We start from the raw sequence: 18,576 nt of genomic DNA, 5'->3' as shown, positions 1-18,576 counted from the left end.
AGTCGCAAGGTGAGCCGCGACACGATTGAACAATCAACGTGCATTTTGAGCAATTTGTAGCACGCGCATGCGAGCCGTCATCGGCACGCTGCGACTCTGTTTCAGAATTTGCACATCGCAATTCGGAATCGTGAGTCAGGCTCTGCGAGTCTGGAACGTTTCAAAAGACAAGAGCCGCGCCATCATACGATGCGCGGCTCTCTATGAAGCGTCGCGAGTTGCGGCGAGACGTTTCGTTGCAACTCGAAGCTGTGGAGATTAGGTTCCCGCCTTCACCTGCGCGACGGCCTCAGCGGTCAGCTGATCCATCTTCACGCGGAGCTGCGGCTCGGTGATCGCGATGCCCTTGGCGGTCAGATCGGCGAGCACCTTGCGCACCACGTCGCCGTCGCCGGCTTCCTCGAAATCGGCTGCGACGACTTCCTTGGCATAGGCGGCGGCCTCGTCGCCGGACTTGCCGAGCTGTTCGGCGACCCACAGGCCCAGCAGCTTGTTGCGGCGGGCCTCGGCCTTGAACTTCTGGCTTTCATCGAGCGCATACTTGTTCTCGAAGGCTTCGCCGCGCTTGTCGAATGATGACATGGTTAAAGTTCCCGTCGGGGTTGTTGGGCGGTCAGGACGACGTTGTAAACGCCGGTTCGGAGCTTAAATAAGGTCGAGATACCGTTGGAACAATCGGCCGCAAGGTCGCAGGCAAGACGGTATCGGGCGAGGCTTATCGGACCAGGCTTGCGCGAGGTTGGGGTAAACCCCCACTGGGCGGGCCGGGTCGATTGTACTGGCAGGGCCGATCGGGTAGGTTGCCTGCAGGCCCGGTTCTCGTTCTGTTTCTTCCCGTTCCTGGCCTTCACGGCAGCTCCGTCGTGGGTCGATCCCGTTATTCGGAGCACACCACATCCATGGATTTCAACAACACCCGGTACATCCCCATGAGCCGTCGACGTCGCATTTATGAAGGCAAGGGCAAGGTCCTGTATGAAGGCCCGGAGCCCGGTACCCTGATTCAGCACTTCAAGGACGACGCGACCGCGTTCAATGCCAAGAAACACCAGGTGATCGAGGGCAAGGGCGTCCTCAATAACCGGATTTCGGAATACCTGTTCCAGCATCTGAACGACATCGGCGTGCCGACCCATTTCATCCGCCGACTCAACATGCGCGAGCAGCTGATTCGCGAAGTCGAGATCGTGCCGCTGGAAGTGGTGGTCCGTAACGTGGCGGCGGGCTCGCTGTCGCAGCGCCTCGGCATCGAGGAGGGCACCCAGCTGCCCCGCTCGATCATCGAGTTTTATTACAAGAACGACCAGCTCAACGACCCGATGGTGTCGGAAGAGCACATCACGGCGTTCGGCTGGGCCACCCCCCAGGAAATCGATGACATCATGGCGCTCGCCATCCGCGTCAACGACTTCCTCACCGGTCTTTTCCTCGGCATCGGCATCCGCCTCGTCGATTTCAAGATGGAATGCGGTCGCCTGTTCGAAAACGACATGATGCGCATCATCGTCGCCGACGAGATCTCGCCCGACTCATGCCGGCTGTGGGATATCAAGTCGAACGAGAAGCTGGACAAGGATCGTTTCCGCAGGGATCTCGGCGGCGTGCTGGAGGCCTATACCGAGGTCGCCAAGCGTCTCGGCATTCTCTCCGAAAACGAACGCCCGATGGGCACCGGCCCGGTACTGGTCAAGAGCTGAGGATCAAGACGTGAAAGCCCGCGTAACTGTTACCCTGAAGAACGGCATCCTTGACCCGCAGGGCAAGGCCATCGAAGGCGCGCTGAAATCGCTCGGCGTCGATGGCATTGCCTCTGTGCGGCAGGGCAAGGTGTTCGACATCGAACTGAATGGCGCCGACAAGGCGAAAGCCGAGGAAGCGCTGAAAGCCGCAGCCGACAAGCTGCTGGCGAATACGGTGATCGAAAACTATCGCGTCGAAGTGCTCTGAGCCAGGTTATCGCTATGAAATCCGCCGTTCTCGTCTTCCCCGGAATCAACCGCGAACGCGACATGGCGCGGGCGCTCAAGCTGGCATCCGGGCAGGAGTCTACGATGGTCTGGCACGCCGAGACCGCGCTGCCCAAGGGCACCGATCTCGTCGTTGTCCCCGGTGGCTTCTCCTATGGTGACTACCTGCGCTGCGGCGCCATCGCGGCACGCTCGCCGGTGATGGACGCCGTCCGGAAGTTTGCGGCCGATGGCGGCCTGGTGATGGGCGTCTGCAACGGCTTCCAGATCCTGTGTGAGTCCGGCCTGCTGCCGGGCATCCTGATGCGCAATGCCAAGCTGAAATTCCTGTGCCACGACGTGCATCTGCGCGTCGAGCGTTCCGACACGGCGTTTACCCGCGGTTACAATGCCGGTCAGGTGATCCGCGTGCCGATCGCCCACGGTGAGGGTAACTACACCGCCGATGCCGAAACGCTGAAGCGCCTCGAAGGCGATGGCCGCGTGCTCTATCGTTATTGTTCGCCGACAGGTGAAGTTGGCGATCTACACAATATCAATGGCGCTGCCGCATCCATTGCCGGCATCGTCAGCGAGAAGGGCAACGTGCTCGGCATGATGCCGCATCCGGAAAATCACGTCGAAGACATCATGGGCTGCACCGACGGCCGCGGCCTGTTTGCTGGTCTTGTCGAGCATCTGGAGCGCGCTGCGTGATCGCCGCTGTGGCGCGGCTGTCGAAGCTCGCCGCAACCCTTGCGCTCGTGCTGGCTACGAGCGTCTCGGCATCCGCCGATGATTATCCCAAACGCCCCATCACCATGATCGTGCCTTTCGCGGCCGGCGGTACGTCGGACGTCATCGCGCGTGCGGTGGCCGAGCAGATGGCGGCGACGCTAGGCCAGACCATCATCATCGAGAATGTCGTCGGCGCCGGCGGCTCCACCGCGCTGGCCCGCGCCGCGCGGTCTGCGCCCGATGGTTACACCATCGCCATCGGCAATGCCGGCACCAGTGCGGCGACCTACACGATCTACCCAAAACTGTCCTTCACGCCGGACTCCTTTGCCTCCATCGGCATGGTGGCCAAGACCTTCGGCGTCGTGGCGCTGCGCAAGGATTTCCCGGCGAGTGATCTCAAGGGCTTCATCGCCTATGCCAAAGCCAATCCGGGCAAGGTCAATCTCGGCCATGCCGGGATTGGCTCCTCGAATTACCTGATCTGCAAGAGCTTCGTGCAGGCCGCCGGCATCGACGTCACGCTGGTCGGCTATCGCGGCGCGGCGCCCGCGCTCACTGATGCCATCGGTGGCCAGATCGACGGCGTTTGCGATTCAGCGGCCTCCGTCTCGCAGGCCATCGACGACAAGCTGGTGAAGGGCATCGTGGTCGGCTCCACCGTGCGGCTGGCGACGCTGCCCGATCTGCCGACCTCGGCAGAAGCAGGGCTGCCCGACTTCGAGGCGCAGGGCTGGAATGGCCTGTTCGCGCCGAAGGGGACACCGCCAGAGATCATCGCCAAGCTGAATGCCGCTGCTCGCGCGTCGGTTGAGAGTGATCTGGTGAAAAAGCGTTTCCAGGATCTGTCGACTGTGGCGCCCGACGCCAATGAGCATGCACCGGAGGTGCTGCAGCAGCTGGTGACGCGCGATGTGGCGAAGTACAACAAGCTCCTGACGCCGTAATCATCCTTTGCTCGAAGCTGTGCCATCTCGGTACGGCTCAAATTTTCAGCGCCGCCCATTGCCTCATTCACGGAGCGTCGGCCTGGTATTTGCCTCTGCCAAGGTCCTTCTGCAGGTCGCCGCGTGCGATTGTCGGGTCCAGCACGGTGTTTCTGGCCAGGCCCCGGCAGGTTGCTTTTGGCGCGAGGTGAGCATCAAATAGCACGCAGAGGTCGCAGGGCTCGGTCGAAAGCGACCTGAAGCAGACTTTCCAAGTCTATTATGGCCACGCCTATTCGGCGCGTGGTTTCTGAAGTGCTCGACGGTTGGCTACCAGCGTGTCTCGGCAGTTGGAGAAGCTGCATGATGAACCGAAGGCAGGTACTCGTGGATTTGGCGCTCCAGGGCGGAGGCTCCCATGGCGCATTCACGTGGGGTGTCCTCGATCGGCTGCTTGAGGAGCCGTGGCTGCAAATTGCCGGCATATCCGGAACATCGGCAGGAGCGATGAATGCTGCCGTTCTGGCAGACGGTTGGACTGCCGGCGGTGCCGACGGAGCACGCGAGGCTCTGGACAAATACTGGCGGCGCGTCTCGCGTGCCGCGGCCTTCAGTCCGTTTCAACGCTCACCCCTCGACCGCCTCATGGGACGCTGGTCGCTCGACACTTCTCCGGCCTATCTCTTCGCCGATCTGATGTCGCGAGTCCTGTCGCCCTATGATCTCAATCCGCTCGGCTACAATCCGTTGCGCGAGATACTGGCCGAGAGCATCGATTTCGAGCGTCTTGCCGGTGCGCCGATCAAACTCTTCGTAACGGCCACGCGGGTACGGACAGGTCGCGGGCGAATTTTCCGTAACGCCGAGATCACCGCGGATGTGTTGCTTGCGTCGGCATGCCTGCCAACGATGTTCCGCGCGATCGAGATTGAAGGCGAAGCCTATTGGGATGGGGGCTATGCAGGCAATCCCACGATCACGCCGCTTGTTCGGGAGACAGACGCGCAGGACACCATCGTCGTGCAAATCAATCCGACCGAGCGACTGGAGGAGCCGCGCACGGCTGCGGACATTCTCAACCGTCTCAATGAAATTTCATTCAACTCGCCGCTGGCAAAGGAGCTGCGGATGATTGCGCTGCTTCGTCAGGTGGCGGATCCCGGCACCGGGGAGGGCGCCCGCTGGGCTCAAATGAAGACGCACCGGATCAAGAGCGATCTGCTCGCGACTTTCGCTGCGTCATCCAAGCTCAACGCCGAATGGGCCTTCCTATCCAAGCTGCGCGACGAGGGGCGGCAAGCGGCCGGTGACTTTCTCGACGCGCATGGCGCCGATCTTGGCGAGCGTTCGACGGCCGATCTCGACATCCTGTTGGCGGAGTGCTGACGTCATGGGGCTTCTCGGCATTCTCGTCGGGCTTGGTCTTCTCATCTGGCTGGCTTTCCGGGGCTGGAGTGTTCTGCTGCTTGCTCCGCTCTCCGCACTGGTTGCGGCGGCTTTCGGCAGAGAGCCATTGCTTGCCAATTGGACGCAGACCTTCATGGGCAGCGCAGCCCAGTTTCTTGCTCAGTTCTTTCCCATCTTTCTGCTCGGCGCCGTATTCGGGAAGCTGATGGACGACAGCGGTGCGGTCACTGCGGTCGCGAACTTCATCACCCGCCGCCTTGGCGAGCGCCGGGTCATCCTCGCCGTGGTGCTCTCGGGGGCATTGGTCACGTATGGCGGCGTCAGCCTTTTCGTCGCTTTTTTTGTGATCGTTCCGATGGCCCAGTCGCTGTTTCGCGCCGCGGGGATTCCGCGCCGCCTCGTGCCCGCGACGGTCATTCTTGGAACGTCCACTTTCACCATGTCAGCCTTGCCGGGCACACCATCGATTCAGAATGCGATACCCATGCCGTTCTTTGGCACCACGCCTTTCGCTGCGCCGGGCCTCGGCATCATCGCGTCATTGATCATGCTGGGTATTGGACTGTGGTGGTTGCTTCGCGCCGAGAAGGCGGCACGACAAGCGAATGAGGGGTATGGCGAAGAATTGTCGATCGCGACCAGCGCCGCTGCCGATGACGAGCGCTTGCGCGGGCGTGCCACGACGGCGCGCGAATTCGATCCGGCCGAAATTTCCCACGGGCATCGCAGCGAAGCGGAAGTGCCTGTCGTCAATGCCGTTCTTCCCCTGGTTGTCGTTGTCGTCGTCAATCTCGTGATGTCGCTCGTTGTTCTGCCCCGGCTTGATGTCTCCTTCCTGGCCGAGCAGCGCTGGGGCAGCACGTCGCTATCTGCCGTTGCTGGCGTGTGGTCCGTTGTCGTCGCGCTCGCGGGAGCGACCGCGACAGTCGTCATCTGTAACTGGACGCGATTGCCTGCACTGCGGCAAACGATGGATGCCGGGGCCAACGCGTCCGTACTGCCAGCGCTGACTGTCGCGAGCCTCGTTGGCTTTGGCGCTGTCATCGCAGCGCTGCCTGCATTTGACATGGTGCGGGACTGGGCGCTGGGCATTAAGGGTGGGCCGCTGGTGTCGTTGGCCGTTTCCACGAACCTGCTCGCCGCGTTGACAGGTTCGGCATCCGGCGGACTCACAATCGCGCTGGATGCACTCGGTCAGACCTATATGGACGTTGCCACGCGGGAGGGGATCGATCCCGGGTTGCTACACCGCGTAGCTGTGATCGGCTCCGGCACCCTGGACATTCTCCCTCACAATGGTGCGGTCGTCAGCCTGCTCGCGATCTGCGGCCTGACGCATCGCCAAAGTTATCTCGACATTGTGATGGTCGGCATCGTGAGCTCGGTTGTCGCTCTTGCCGCCGTGATTGCCATGGGCTCCGCACTGGGCTCATTTTGAACTCCGGCCCCAACCGCCGTTTTGTCCAGATTTCGCAGTCGACCACGTGCCGGGTGTGGCAGTGAGCCACCTTTGTCCGGCGCCGTTTCTCGGCTACGAATGAACTTTCGCCGCGCTCGCCGCGTCAACGAGACATCGGGCAAGCGAAGCGGCGGCGAATTGATACAATCGCAATCAAACGCCTGTACGATTCGCGATCGGAAGGCATTTGACCGAGGCACTGAATGGCAAATCGATTGGCGACGGCGCAACCCAACGTCGGGATGCGGCACTGGATATCTCCCGTCGTGGTGTTGGCAGCAATGATTGCGGTAGCCGCTCCGGCGGCCGGAGCCGCCGCAAAGCAGGCGCGTCCCGCCCGCGTCGTCGAGGCGACCGCCCCGCGCGAAGCAGGCGAGCCGATGATGGCGATCGTGTCGATCAAGAGCCAGCAGGTCACGTTCTACGACGCCGATGGATGGATTACGCGCGCGCCGGTCTCGACTGGCGTGTCCGGCCGCGAGACGCCGGCAGGCGTCTTTGCCGTTCTTGAGAAGAACAAGGACCATCGCTCCAACATGTATGACGATGCCGCGATGCCGAACATGCAGCGGATCACCTGGAACGGCGTCGCGCTGCATGGCGGGCCGTTGCCCGGCTACGCCGCGTCGCATGGCTGTGTGCGGATGCCCTACGGCTTCGCGGACAGGTTGTTCGACAAGACGCGGATCGGGATGCGGGTGATCATCTCGCCGAATGACGCGGCGCCCGTTGAGTTCTCCCATCCGGCGCTTCTGATGCCGAAAGCGGAAGCCATCGCCGCTGCTCCGGGCCGTGTCGAGGTGCTCGCCCGCGAGGCTGCGGAGGCCGCTGCTGCCGCGGACGCGACGAAGAAACTCGCAGCGACCTCGGCGCGCGAGACGAAGCCGCTGCCGGCAGCCCTGCGCAAGCTGCAATCGCTGAAGGCGCGCGCGGATGTCGAGCTCGTATCCGCCGACAAGGCCGTCGTTGCGGCAAAGACCGATGAGGCCAAGGCGCGGGCCGAGGAGGCCAAGCAGAGGGCTGCCGCTAGGGCCGCGGAACTCGGCGCGCAATTCGAAACCGCAAAGACCGATACGACGTCCAAGCTCGATGCCGCCGCCGCCGCAAAGGACGCTGCCAAGGCGGCCGAGACCAAAAAGGTCGCCACCGCCAAGGCAGCGAGCGATGCGAAACTCGCACTCGAGCCGGTCTCGATCTATATCAGCCGCGAGACGCAGATGCTTTACGTTCGGCGCAACACGCACAAGCCGGCGCCGGACGGCGGCGGCGAAGTGTTCGATTCAAGCATCGAAGTTCCCATCACCATCCGCGACCCCGGCAGGCCGATCGGCACGCATGTGTTCACGGCGATGGCCCGGAACGACGCAGGCCTGCGCTGGAGCGCCGTCACGATCGACGAAGGCGATAGCGCGAAGGCCGCCCTCGACCGCATTACCATTCCGCAGGAAGTGCTCGACCGGATCGCGGCGACTGCATTGCCACGCTCGTCGATCGTGATCTCCGACGAGCCGCTCAGCACCGAGACCAACTATCGCACCGAATTCGTCGTGGTGCTCAGCAACCAGCCGCAAGGTGGTTTCATTACGCGTAAGCCGACGCCGCCTGCCGATCTCATGGCGAGCAGCGACGATGCGGATGGCGATGGCTTTGGCTCGTTCTTCCAGCGCTGGAATGCGGACCCCGCGCCCGTGCAGGCTCGCCGCAGGGTCGCGCCGTATCAGCGCCAGCCGCAAACCGGCTGGTGGTAGGTCGCGCCAGGGCGCGGGCCTCCTTGCGCTGACAGTCAGTCCGCGAGCGTTTGCGTCCGGTCCGGCTACCAACGAGGGCGAAGCCGGCCAGCTTCAGACAACCCAGGGGCGGTATCGTGGTGTAAACCAGCGATAGGTGTTTCCATGGTGTCGACATATCTCGGCTACACGTCCGTCCAGCGCAATGTCAGGCAGTCCCTGACCATGATCTCCCAGCAGGCGGGCGTGACGCGCGAAGCCGCTTATTACCGGGATAATATCGGCAAGGTGAAGACCGTCGACGATCTGATGAAAGACTATCGTCTCTATCAGTATGCGACGAAGGCCTATGGGCTGGAAGATATGGCCTATGCCAAGGCCTTCATGCGCAAGGTGCTCGAGAGCAATCTGTCCGATGCCAACAGCTTCGCCAACCGGCTGAACGACAAGCGCTACCGCGAATTTGCCGCGGCGTTTTCCTTCAATGGCGCCGGGACCTATGTTGCACAATCGGCCAGTCAGACCGACGAGATGGTCGGCCTGTATTCGGCCGCGGTGAAAAAACAGGTCGACGCGATCGACGACCAGACCGGCTATTACAACAGCAAGATCGGCAGCATTCGCAGCGCCGACGAATTGCTGAATGACGACCGCCTGCGCACTTATGTGTTTTCGGCCTTCGGGATCAGTGACTCGCAATGGTCGCGTGACACGATCCGGCAAGTCCTGAGCAGTGACGTGGCGGACCCGAACAGCTATGTGAACACTGTCTGGGTGCCGCAGGTCACTGTCCTCAATGACAAGGTCACCAAGGCCAATACCGAGATCGCCGACGCCAATCTGAAGATCGCCGACTACATGACGCAACTGGCGCAGCCCGGTGCCAATCTCAACGATCTCCGGTCAAAGATCGTGATGGAACAGCGCAGGGTTCTGAAAAATAGTGGCGATATCATCAGCGCCAATGATGGCCTCACCATGATCGGGCGTTATCTCGATATCGCGCGGGCCTTCGAGTTCTCGCCTGACGGGACGCTGCCGGCCGGTGTCGACGCGCAGACCACGGCCGATCGTGACAGTACGAACGCGTTTTTCGTCAACAGTCAGGGCGCAGCCTATCTTGCGGCGGATGATGAGAATTCGGCTCTGATGGCCAGGCTGTTCCGCGCGAATGTTGCGAATGTGCGGTCGGTCGACGTGTTCGTGAAAACGCCGAACTTGTATAACTATGCGCTGAAGGCAGTCGGGCTCGACCCCGACAAAGTCTCGCAAGCCACCATCAAGGCGGTTCTCAAGAGCGATCCGACCGATCCCAAGAGTTACGCCAATATGACCAAGGACGATCGCTATATCGCGCTCGCGCGCGCGTTCAATTTCGACAGCAAGGGCAATCTGACGACGTCGCTGGTGGCCCAGGACACCACCAATGTGAGGCAGATCGCGAAGGACTACATCATCGCGCAAACGCGATTTGCTGGTGAGACCGAACTGGCCGGGCTCCGCGCCAAGGCCGAGAAGGATGCGGTCTATTACCAGAACACGATCCCGGACATCGAGAGCGTGTCCGATCTGCTCGCCAATCGGAAGATGATCGATATCGTCCTGACCTCAAAAGGCCTGCAACCCGAGAAGGTCAGCACCGATTTTCTCAAGCAGATCTTCAATTCCGACCTGTCGGATCCACGCAGTTTCGCCAGCAAGCAAAGCGATCCCCGCTTTGCGGAAATCGCGGCGTCGTTCAATTTCGACAAGAACGGCAACATCGCACGCCTGGCTCCGGTCGGCCCGCAGACACGCGATCAGCTCCTGAAGACGCAGAACAATTATCTGCAGCAGAACCTGGAAACCCAACAAGGCGAGGTCAATCCGGGTGTGCGTCTGGCGCTCTATTTCCAGCGCAAGGCGCCGAGCATCACGTCAGTCTACGACCTCCTGGCCGACAAGGCGCTGGGTGAAGTGTTCCGGACCACGTTCAACCTGCCGGACTCGGTGGGCGCCATGGATGTCGACCAGCAGGCCAAGGTGGTGGAGAAGTATCTCAAACTGAGCGATCTCAAGGATCCGGCCAAGCTGACAAAGCTGCTCGGCCGCTTCTCTGCGATGTATGACCTGAAGAACGGCACCACGGAGACGTCACCAGCGCTTTCTCTGCTGCAGGGCTCCGGCGCTGGGATCGGTGAATCCACGTTCCAGGCCATTGCTCGCCTGGGACGCTGAGCGGCCTGATCGCATCGACGCGCGCGGTGCCATCAGCCAGCGCTCCTCGCGCCATGCCGATGTCCACGATTGTTCGCTATGACGCGCGAATGGTCTGTGCGCTTTTGGTCGTCTTGCGGGCGATCGCCATGAAAGCGCGCGCGGCTGCCGTCTGGTAGCGATGGGCATCCCACAGCAAGGCTCCGGAACGGCGTATCCACGGAGGCCCGATCGGAATGATCGCAAGGTCCTTTCGGGCGTTCAGGCTTCGGTCGGCAAGAACCGTCGGGAGCCCTCCCGATTTCGCGAGTTCGATCAGGGCCTCGACCGAGTTCATCTCGACGCGCACGTCGAGTTTTGTATCCGGTGGCAGCGACTGGTCGAGAATGCGGCGGGTCGCAAAGGCGGGGGTCAAAAGTGCCAACGGACGTTGGGCGAGCGCCTGCAGCGTGATCGACTGTTGTCGTGATTGATTTTGCGACTTCGCAAGCACCAGAACGAGCCGCTCCTCGAACAACAGGTCGACGCCCAACTCCGCGTGCTGGGGCGGCGCGAAAGCAATCGCGAGATCGAGATCTCCGGACAGGATGCGTTGCTCGACATCGTTTGCGGAGCCGACCTCCACGCTGAGCCGAACCTCAGGATATTTCTCGCCGAAGCTGCCGATGATCTTCGGCAGGAATGTCGTGCTGTAGGTGTAGATGACGCCGACACGCAGCGTGCCGGCCATGCCGCCCTCCAGCTCGGCGATTGCCGTGCGCGCCGCTTCGGTCTGAACCATCAGACGTTGTGCGTGTTCGCGCAGTGCATGTCCTGTCTCGGTCAGTTGCATGCCCTGGGGCGTCCGGTTGAACAGAACGGTGCCGAGATCCTGTTCGAGGGCACGTATCTGCTGCGACAGCGTTGGCTGGGCGACGCCGAGGGCTTCTGCGGCCTTCGCCATGCGTTTGTGGGTCGCGATTGCCAGAAAATAGCCGAGACGTCTGAGATCCATGGCTGATTACAATCTTCTATCACATCTATAGTTTTCACTGTGTTGGCCTATCACGCGTCCCGTGCCAGTGTTTGTCAATATCGGACCTGGCCGGCACGCTTTTGTGCGGCCTTCGAAACATAAGAACCGACTGGGAGGCTCTTTCATGCTGTCACGACGCACCTTACTTGCCCGGGCGACCCACGCCGCGGTGGCGGCTTGCTGTATCGCCCTGGGCGCAAACCGTGCGACGGCGCAGGACTATCCGACCAAGCCGGTCCAGTTGATCGTTCCCTTCGCCGCTGGCGGTGCCGCCGACATCATCGGCCGCACGATTGCGGAAAAGTTGAGCCAGACCTGGGGCCAGCAAGTCGTCGTCGAAAACAGGGGCGGGGCCGGATCGAATATCGGCATCAATGCGGCCGCCAAGAGTGCCCCCGATGGCTACACGCTGGTGCTCGCGTCGATCGCCGTGGCCGTCAATCCGTGGCTTTTCAAGTCGATGCCCTACGATCCCGTGAAGGATCTGACACCGCTGACATTGGCGCTCGAGACGCCGAACGTGGTGCTTGTGCCGCCCTCGTCGCCGATCAAGAACATCAAGGATCTGATCGCCTTCGCGAAAGAAAAAGCGGCATCGGGTGGCGCCACCTATGGCTCAGCCGGCGTGGGTTCTTCCCTGCATCTGGCGGCGGAAGTGTTCCGGCAGCAGGCCAAGGTCGAGATGACCCACGTTCCCTATCGCGGCTCGTCGCCGGCCCTGACGGATTTGATGGCCGGCCGGATCGACCTGATGTTCGACAACGCCTCGACGGCGCTTCCGCAGGTGCAGGGCGGCAGCCTTCGCGCCATTGCCGTCACCACCAAGGAGCGCATCGCCGCACTGCCTGACGTGCCGACGATCAGCGAATCCGGTCTGCCGGGCTTCGAACTTGCCAACTGGTGGGCCATTTTCGGTCCGGGCCAGATGCCGCCGGCGCTCGCGGAGCGCATCAGCGGCGATATCCGCAAGGTTCTGGCAGATCCCGACGTGCAGAAGCGTTTCGCCGATGTCAGCGGGCGCGTCATCGCGTCGTCGCCCCAGGAACTTGCTGCGCATCTGGCGCAGGAAAGCGCCAAATGGAAGCAGATCGTCGAGACCGCAGGCATTCGCGGCAGCCAGTGACGACGGGCGTCTGACACACCGCGATCGATCCACGACGAATATCACGCAAGAGACGCGCGCTCGGGGTGAGAGCGCTCATGGAGAATGATGTGAAGAAGCTACTTTCAGGCCTGACGGCATCGGTCATGCTCGTCACCACTTCGGCTGCCATGGCACAGAGCACCGGGCCGCTGAAACTGGGGGCCGTCCTCGATATGTCCGGCCTGTTTGCCGACATTACCGGGCTAGGCAGCGAGACTGCAGCCAAGATGGCCGTTGAGGATTTCGGCGGCGAGGTTCTCGGGCGCAAGGTCCAGATCGTGGTCGCCGACCATCTCAACAAGTCCGATCTGGCCGCGAATTTCACCCGTGAGATGTTCGACAACCAGGGTGTCGAGGCCATTGTCGATGTGGCTGGCTCTGCCACGGCGCTGGCTGCGGCGGAAATGGCCAGGACGCGCGGCAAGATCATCATGTTCAATGGTCCCGGCGCAGTCAGGCTCACCAACGAGGCGTGCGGTCCCTACATCGTCCACTACACCTACGACACCTACGCGCTGGCCAGCGTCACCGGCCTGGCCACGGTGAAGCGTGGCCTCAATAGCTGGTTCTTCCTCACGGCCGACTACGCATTCGGCCAGGAACTGGAGCGCGACACCTCGAACATCGTCACCAAGGCGGGCGGCAAGGTTGTCGGCAATGTGAAGCACCCGATCAACACCTCGGATTTTTCGTCGTTCCTGCTCCAGGCACAGAGCACCAAGGCAAGCGTGATCGGCCTCGCCAATGCGGGCGGCGATACCATCAACGCGATCAAGCAGGCCGCCGAGTTCGGCCTGACCCAGTCCGGGCAGAAGCTGTCGCCCTTGCTGGCATTTATTTCCGACATCGACAGCGTCGGGCTTGAGACCGCGCAGGGCCTGTTGCTGGCCGAGGCGTTCTATTGGGATCTCAACGACGAAACGCGCGCCTTCGCGAAGCGCTTCATGGAGCGGACCAAGCGCGCGCCGACATCGGCGCAGGCCGGCGTCTATTCCTCCGTCACGACCTACCTGAACGCGGTGAAGAAGGCAGGTACCACCGATTCAGCGGCCGTGATGAAGGTCATGAAGGACACGCCGATCAACGACATGTTCGCGAAGAATGGCCGGATCCGCGAGGACGGCCGCATGGTGCACGACATGTACCTGTTCGAAGTGAAGAAGCCGTCGGAATCGAAGGCACGCTGGGACGACTACAAGCTGCTGGCGACTGTCTCCGGCGACGACGCGTTTCAGCCGCTATCGGCGTCACGTTGCCCGCTGATCAAGAAGTAACGCTGCGGCAGACGGCAATGCGACGGATCGCCGGATAGATATCGGCGATCCGTTCAAGGCCCCATCCATGGACAACAGGAAGATGCCCCTCATGAGCACCAGCGTGGCAGTCCGCGTCGACGAGGTCGAGACCATCCTGGTCGATGTGCCGACGATCCGCCCCCATCGATTGTCGATGCATACGATGAACAGCCAGACCCTGGTTCTGGTCATCATCCGCTGCTCCGACGGAACGGTCGGAATCGGCGAGGGCACGACCATCGGCGGCCTCAGCTACGGCGAGGAGAGCCCTGAGGGCATCAAGCTGACCGTGGACACCTATATTGCTCCGGCCATCATCGGCATGGATGCATCACGCGTCGCCGTGCTCATGGCCGACGTGAAGCGACGGGTGAAGGGCAACCGCTTCGCCAAATGCGCAGTGGAGACGGCGCTGCTGGACGCGCTCGGCAAGCGCCTGGGCCTGCCGGTGTCCGAGCTGCTCGGCGGGCGCATGCACGACACCTTGCCGGTCGCCTGGACACTGGCCAGCGGCGATACCAGCCGCGACATCGCGGAAGCCGAGCGGATGCTCGATGCGCGCCGCCATAATATCTTCAAGCTGAAGATCGGCCTGCGGTCCGTGGACGATGACGTGGCACATGTGGCGGCCATCAAGCGCGCCCTCGGAGATCGCGCCAGCGTGCGGGTGGACGTGAACCAGGCCTGGAGCGAGCCCGAGGCACGCCGCGGCATTCCCGCCTTAGAGGCCGCCGGCGTGGACCTCATCGAGCAGCCTCTGTCGCGCGACAATCGCGGGGCACAGGCCCGCCTCAGCGGTCGCTATGCCGTCCCCATCATGGCGGATGAGGCACTGCATGGCACGACGGATGCCTTCGACATCGCGGCGCGCGGTGCTGCGGATGTGTTCGCCCTGAAGATCAATCAGGCCGGCGGTCTGTACGATGCCGTGAAGATAGCTGCGATCGGCGATGCCGCAGGTCTCGGCCTGTATGGCGGCACCATGCTGGAAGGCGGTGTCGGCACCGCGGCATCGGCCCAGGTGTTCTCCGTACTGCCAAAACTCGCATGGGGCACCGAACTGTTCGGCCCGCTGCTTCTGACCGAGGAGATCCTCGCGACGCCTCTGCGTTACCGCGACTTCGTGTTGCAGGTGCCGACGGCGCCCGGCATCGGCGTCGAACTGGACATGGACCGCGTCGCATTCTTCCGCCGCGATGGTTACGCGCCGCGCGCTCAACCGGCCGGCGCAACAACAGGAGTTTGATCGATGCTTTTTCAGGTGGAGATGGACGTTCAGATCCCGCCCGGTCTCGCCCCCGAGGTGGTTGAGCAACTGAAAAAGACCGAGCGTGAACGCGCGCAGGAGCTGCAAAAGACGGGCGAGTGGCGCCATCTCTGGCGGGTCGCCGGACGTTACGCCAATGTCAGTATCTTCGATGTGGCGAGCAATGAGGCGCTGCACGACATTCTGTCGACATTGCCGCTCTTCCCCTTCATGCGCGTCAGCGTGACACCGTTGTGCCGGCATCCGTCGTCGGTTCGTTCGGACGACAGCTAGGCGCGGGCCGACCTTCGCCAACGCAGTATTGCGGCGAGATGGGCGGCTCACACAGCAGCTTCATCAGTACAATCTCGCAAGCGTATCGAACAGTGCGAGGTTGAGCCGTTTCAGGTCGTTGTCCACCGGCTCCGGCTGGGACGAGAATTTTGCGACGACCAGTTCGGCGCGCGGATTCACGTAGAGATATTGTCCGTGAATGCCGAGCGCGAAGAAGGCGCCGCTTGCGTTGCCGGTCTGGTACCATTTGTTGCGATAGCGACCTTCTGGCAGCCAGTCGACGAACTTGCCCGCGCGCCAGGCCTCGGCGGAGCCGTTCGTGATCGTATCCGACACCCAATCCTGTGCAACGATCCGGCAGCCGTTGGCCATGCCGCCCAGTCGCATCATCTCGCCGATGCGCGCGAGGTCGCGCGGGGTCATGCAGAAGCCGCCGCCGGTCCGGGCGCTGCCAATCGCATCGACCGTAATATAGGCATCCTGCCGCGCGCCGAGCGGCTGCCACAAACGCGCGGCGGCAAAGTCGGCGAAACGCTGGCCCGAGGCGTGCTCGATCACCAGACCCAGCACGTCTGAATTCGGCGAGCAGTAGTGGAAGGGGCCCCCGTGATCGCCGGGGCCCTTTTGCAGCGTAGCGAGGAAAGCGATCAGTGAGTCCGGAGTATCTCCCGGCACCGACGGTTCGAGCAGGCCGGCGCGGCGGTACCGCGCGAAATCGCCGCGCGGATCCTGATAGGTCTCTTCGAAATCGAGGCTGACCCGCATGTCGAGGACATCGCGCAGGCTCGCGTCCGAATAGGCGGAGGATTTGAGTTCCGGGACGTAGTGCGAGACCGTCTCGTCAAAATCGATCAGGCCGTCGCTGTATAAAATTCCCGCGACGATCGATGTCACCGACTTGCTCGCAGAGAACAGAATATGCCGCGATTGCGCAGTAAAATTCGGCGCATGGTAATCTGCAACGACACGGCCGGATTTCATCACGACGAGGGCATCGGTTGAGGTCCTGCGTAGAACGTCTTCGATCGTCGCGGTTTCTCCATCGGTGGAAAAAGCCTGCTTGATGAGATCTCCGGCGTGGACGGACTGATCCTCGATCAGTCCCGGCGTCGCTGCGATGCGTGCCGTCGGAATGAGTTCGGACACGTGACGGAATGCCCAGACATTCCAGGGCGCCTGCCGCCAGTTATCGAGACGAACGTCGCTTCGCGCAAAACCATAGTTGGCTTCGAAGGCCGATGGCTGTCCCTTGCTCGTCATGACGCAATCTTCTCGCAGTCGGTCGGCTGAACATCGCCGCCGAGCCAGCAGCCGTTGAGATTGCCGTCATCGAAGCTGAAGCGCACCTTGATGGCTGAGGGGCGATTCATGGCGCGTCCCTGGCGAATGGTGATCTGCCGTTCCGACGCGTCCACCATCCGGTTCGCGAGGAGACCGAATGACAAAGCGGAGGCCGCGATGCCAGTCGCTGCGTCTTCCGGATATCCCGACGAGCTCGGAAATTGGCGGGCATCGACGATCTGATCGTCCTGGCCGGACACGGCGTAGGGATAGAGACCGGTGGAGTCGATGCCATTGCACAGGCGCTCCATCCGCGAGAAGTCAGGCTTCAGCCCGTCGAGAATCGCGACGCTCTTCAACGGAATGAGGGTCTTGATCCGGCTGGTGCGTGCATTCTGGATCGGGAACGGCGCGAGGCAGTCGGCACCGATCCCGAGGACGTCGAGAATGTCATCGACGCTTCGGGGCGTATCGGGAAGCGGCTCGATGACACCCGCAGGCTGTGAGACCTCGACCGAGATATCCTGTCCGGCCGACTGGCTGATCCGCGCATGGACGCGGCCGCTCTTCGTCAGGATCGTGATCCGATCGCGCTGCAGCCGGCCGAGCCGCTGAAGCAGCCATGTCGCGCCGACGGTGGCGTGTCCGCACATGGACATCTCATGATTGGGCACCCAGAAGCGAAACTCGAAATCGCAGTCGGAGCCCGGCGGAGGCGGCAATACAAACCCGCTCTCGTGACCGTAGGTACGCGCGACCTGCTGCATCTCCGCATCACTCATGCCGGCAGCATCGACGACGATCGGGGCGGGATTGCCGCCCTGCGGACCTGCCGCAAAGACACTGACAAATCGAACCTGCGGTTCGGGAGATGTCGTCATCATGTTTGCACCCTCTAGCAGCCTCGCGCGTTCGCACTGCACGTCAGCCAGCGCTGCACGGAATTCACCGGTGCGAAGCTACGGGGGGTGTTGCTGCGACGCGCGTTGCAGCGGGCCCTAGATTTTGATCGGCCGGGCCATGCGCTTGCGAACTTCGCTTGGCGATTGGCCGTCTGCCCGGCGCATCGCATGGGCCAGCGCCGCACCGCTGTCGAAGCCGACGCGGAGCGCGATCTCGCCGATCGGGAGATCGGTTGCCTTCAACAGCTCGCTTGCATTGTCGAGGCGGACACGTTGCTGGAATTCGCCGATCGACGCGCCGGTCCCCACCCGGAACAATCGGGTGATATGACGCCGCGAAACGCCGAACCGTTCTTCCAGGGCGTCGAGCGGAACATCCCGGTCGGCATGAAGGGTGAGATAGTCCCTCAGCTCCGCGACCAATGTCATGCCGTGTTCGCGATGCGAGGCACTGGATACGGCATCGCCGGTCAGAGCCTCGGCGATGCACTGAACGAGCAGGGCAGAGGACAGTCCGTGCCGGACATGGGCATTGCCATAGGCGTGCCTGCCATCCCCGACCAGCAGCGCCTGCAGGGCGCGCAGTCTGTCTGACCGGCGAAACAGCCGGGTCGTTGATGTCCTGCGGCGGAATTCGCTCAGCGAGCCGTTCTCTCTTTCGAGGCGCTTCAGGACCGAGCCAGTTGCGTAGATCGCGACATGGCTATGTGCACCGATACCCGCGCGTGTCTCATGCGCCTGGTTCGGCGGAACGATCGCGAACCGGTCCTGCGACAGCCACGTGCCTTCGCGGCCGGCTTCGTGCTTCAGCTCGATCGTCCCGCGGCTCGGCAGGATGAACATCAGGCAATCATGCCAGTGCCACGGCATGGCGTAATCGCCGCGACCGGCGACAGCCGCGTGCTCGTCGTCCGCGGCGATCAGGAGATCTGCGTTTGCCGGATGACGTAGCCGTTCGAATGAACTCAGCATGTTCGGGCCCACATGTGTTGTCGACGAA

The 18,576-nt window shown here is 62.3% G+C and carries 17 protein-coding genes; 12 read left to right on the top strand and 5 right to left on the bottom strand.

Annotated features, from left to right (window positions below):
* Positions 1 to 258 precede the first annotated feature (258 nt).
* Positions 259 to 582 (bottom strand): DUF1476 domain-containing protein, encoded by a 324-nt coding sequence (locus BLW80_RS01090; protein WP_093756490.1) that lies wholly within the window; start codon positions 580 to 582, stop codon positions 259 to 261.
* A gap of 347 nt (positions 583 to 929) precedes the next feature.
* Between BLW80_RS01090 and purC the strand changes: the two genes are divergently transcribed.
* The 8 genes from purC (at position 930) to BLW80_RS01050 (ending at position 10,420) form a co-directional block, all read left to right on the top strand.
* Positions 930 to 1,697, top strand: a complete 768-nt coding sequence (gene purC / locus BLW80_RS01085) for a phosphoribosylaminoimidazolesuccinocarboxamide synthase (protein WP_170849540.1) — start codon at positions 930 to 932, stop codon at positions 1,695 to 1,697.
* A 10-nt stretch (positions 1,698 to 1,707) separates the two neighbouring features.
* Positions 1,708 to 1,947 carry a phosphoribosylformylglycinamidine synthase subunit PurS gene (purS, locus tag BLW80_RS01080; protein ID WP_089265033.1) on the top strand — a complete coding sequence of 80 codons (240 nt, stop codon included), beginning with the start codon at positions 1,708 to 1,710 and terminating at the stop codon, positions 1,945 to 1,947.
* A 14-nt stretch (positions 1,948 to 1,961) separates the two neighbouring features.
* The gene (gene purQ, locus BLW80_RS01075; RefSeq protein ID WP_093756489.1) at positions 1,962 to 2,663 is read left to right on the top strand and encodes a phosphoribosylformylglycinamidine synthase subunit PurQ; all 702 of its coding nucleotides are present in this window, start codon (positions 1,962 to 1,964) and stop codon (positions 2,661 to 2,663) included.
* 8 nt (positions 2,664 to 2,671) lie between these two features.
* A complete protein-coding gene (locus BLW80_RS01070) occupies positions 2,672 to 3,631 on the top strand; it encodes a tripartite tricarboxylate transporter substrate-binding protein (protein WP_414716902.1) in 960 nt (319 codons plus the stop codon).
* A 345-nt stretch (positions 3,632 to 3,976) separates the two neighbouring features.
* Complete coding sequence (locus tag BLW80_RS01065; protein ID WP_093757281.1) at positions 3,977 to 4,996, top strand: patatin-like phospholipase family protein; 1,020 nt, start codon at positions 3,977 to 3,979, stop codon at positions 4,994 to 4,996.
* A gap of 4 nt (positions 4,997 to 5,000) precedes the next feature.
* Positions 5,001 to 6,455 carry a GntP family permease gene (locus tag BLW80_RS01060; protein ID WP_093756487.1) on the top strand — a complete coding sequence of 485 codons (1,455 nt, stop codon included), beginning with the start codon at positions 5,001 to 5,003 and terminating at the stop codon, positions 6,453 to 6,455.
* A gap of 224 nt (positions 6,456 to 6,679) precedes the next feature.
* A complete protein-coding gene (locus tag BLW80_RS01055) occupies positions 6,680 to 8,224 on the top strand; it encodes a L,D-transpeptidase (protein ID WP_093756486.1) in 1,545 nt (514 codons plus the stop codon).
* Between the two features lie 144 nt (positions 8,225 to 8,368).
* Positions 8,369 to 10,420 (top strand): DUF1217 domain-containing protein, encoded by a 2,052-nt coding sequence (locus BLW80_RS01050; RefSeq protein WP_093756485.1) that lies wholly within the window; start codon positions 8,369 to 8,371, stop codon positions 10,418 to 10,420.
* 76 nt (positions 10,421 to 10,496) lie between these two features.
* Here BLW80_RS01050 and BLW80_RS01045 read toward each other — a convergent pair whose 3' ends face one another.
* On the bottom strand, positions 10,497 to 11,393 hold the full coding sequence (locus BLW80_RS01045) for a LysR substrate-binding domain-containing protein (protein ID WP_093756484.1): 897 nt from the start codon (positions 11,391 to 11,393) through the stop codon (positions 10,497 to 10,499).
* 145 nt (positions 11,394 to 11,538) lie between these two features.
* Between BLW80_RS01045 and BLW80_RS01040 the strand changes: the two genes are divergently transcribed.
* The 4 genes from BLW80_RS01040 to catC all read left to right on the top strand — a co-directional run bounded on the left by BLW80_RS01040 (position 11,539) and on the right by catC (position 15,393).
* Positions 11,539 to 12,537 carry a Bug family tripartite tricarboxylate transporter substrate binding protein gene (locus tag BLW80_RS01040; RefSeq protein ID WP_093756483.1) on the top strand — a complete coding sequence of 333 codons (999 nt, stop codon included), beginning with the start codon at positions 11,539 to 11,541 and terminating at the stop codon, positions 12,535 to 12,537.
* An 89-nt stretch (positions 12,538 to 12,626) separates the two neighbouring features.
* A complete protein-coding gene (locus BLW80_RS01035) occupies positions 12,627 to 13,832 on the top strand; it encodes an ABC transporter substrate-binding protein (RefSeq protein WP_093757280.1) in 1,206 nt (401 codons plus the stop codon).
* 91 nt (positions 13,833 to 13,923) lie between these two features.
* Positions 13,924 to 15,099 carry a muconate/chloromuconate family cycloisomerase gene (locus BLW80_RS01030; RefSeq protein WP_093757279.1) on the top strand — a complete coding sequence of 392 codons (1,176 nt, stop codon included), beginning with the start codon at positions 13,924 to 13,926 and terminating at the stop codon, positions 15,097 to 15,099.
* Positions 15,100 to 15,102: 3 nt separating this feature from the next.
* On the top strand, positions 15,103 to 15,393 hold the full coding sequence (catC, locus tag BLW80_RS01025) for a muconolactone Delta-isomerase (protein WP_093756482.1): 291 nt from the start codon (positions 15,103 to 15,105) through the stop codon (positions 15,391 to 15,393).
* A gap of 63 nt (positions 15,394 to 15,456) precedes the next feature.
* On the opposite strand, the gene BLW80_RS01020 is transcribed toward catC, so the two are convergent.
* The 3 genes from BLW80_RS01020 to BLW80_RS01010 form a co-directional block, all read right to left on the bottom strand.
* Positions 15,457 to 16,653, bottom strand: coding sequence for a serine hydrolase domain-containing protein (locus BLW80_RS01020; RefSeq protein WP_093756481.1), 1,197 nt, complete (start codon positions 16,651 to 16,653; stop codon positions 15,457 to 15,459).
* On the bottom strand, positions 16,650 to 17,558 hold the full coding sequence (locus BLW80_RS01015; RefSeq protein WP_244527887.1) for a PhzF family phenazine biosynthesis protein: 909 nt from the start codon (positions 17,556 to 17,558) through the stop codon (positions 16,650 to 16,652). The genes BLW80_RS01020 and BLW80_RS01015 overlap by 4 nt, the downstream gene beginning before the upstream one ends.
* 114 nt (positions 17,559 to 17,672) lie before the next feature.
* Positions 17,673 to 18,548: an AraC family transcriptional regulator gene (locus tag BLW80_RS01010; protein ID WP_139285770.1), complete on the bottom strand. Its 876-nt coding sequence runs from the start codon at positions 18,546 to 18,548 to the stop codon at positions 17,673 to 17,675.
* Positions 18,549 to 18,576 lie beyond the last annotated feature (28 nt).

It is taken from the genome of Tardiphaga sp. OK245 (assembly GCF_900108575.1).
GTDB classification, from domain to species: domain Bacteria; phylum Pseudomonadota; class Alphaproteobacteria; order Rhizobiales; family Xanthobacteraceae; genus Tardiphaga; species Tardiphaga robiniae.
The sequence above is the reverse complement of the archived record's forward strand: the minus strand, read 5'-3'. Positions and strand labels throughout refer to the sequence as shown.

Coding starts and splice junctions, on each gene's coding strand:
- BLW80_RS01030 (WP_093757279.1), top strand. CDS start 13,924: ATGAGCACCAGCGTGGCAGTCCGCGTCGACGAGGTCGAGACCATCCTG.
- BLW80_RS01065 (WP_093757281.1), top strand. CDS start 3,977: ATGAACCGAAGGCAGGTACTCGTGGATTTGGCGCTCCAGGGCGGAGGC.
- BLW80_RS01010 (WP_139285770.1), bottom strand. CDS start 18,548: ATGCTGAGTTCATTCGAACGGCTACGTCATCCGGCAAACGCAGATCTC.
- BLW80_RS01020 (WP_093756481.1), bottom strand. CDS start 16,653: ATGACGAGCAAGGGACAGCCATCGGCCTTCGAAGCCAACTATGGTTTT.
- BLW80_RS01045 (WP_093756484.1), bottom strand. CDS start 11,393: ATGGATCTCAGACGTCTCGGCTATTTTCTGGCAATCGCGACCCACAAA.
- purC (WP_170849540.1), top strand. CDS start 930: ATGAGCCGTCGACGTCGCATTTATGAAGGCAAGGGCAAGGTCCTGTAT.
- catC (WP_093756482.1), top strand. CDS start 15,103: ATGCTTTTTCAGGTGGAGATGGACGTTCAGATCCCGCCCGGTCTCGCC.
- BLW80_RS01050 (WP_093756485.1), top strand. CDS start 8,369: ATGGTGTCGACATATCTCGGCTACACGTCCGTCCAGCGCAATGTCAGG.
- BLW80_RS01060 (WP_093756487.1), top strand. CDS start 5,001: ATGGGGCTTCTCGGCATTCTCGTCGGGCTTGGTCTTCTCATCTGGCTG.
- BLW80_RS01055 (WP_093756486.1), top strand. CDS start 6,680: ATGGCAAATCGATTGGCGACGGCGCAACCCAACGTCGGGATGCGGCAC.
- BLW80_RS01015 (WP_244527887.1), bottom strand. CDS start 17,558: ATGATGACGACATCTCCCGAACCGCAGGTTCGATTTGTCAGTGTCTTT.
- BLW80_RS01040 (WP_093756483.1), top strand. CDS start 11,539: ATGCTGTCACGACGCACCTTACTTGCCCGGGCGACCCACGCCGCGGTG.
- purQ (WP_093756489.1), top strand. CDS start 1,962: ATGAAATCCGCCGTTCTCGTCTTCCCCGGAATCAACCGCGAACGCGAC.
- BLW80_RS01090 (WP_093756490.1), bottom strand. CDS start 582: ATGTCATCATTCGACAAGCGCGGCGAAGCCTTCGAGAACAAGTATGCG.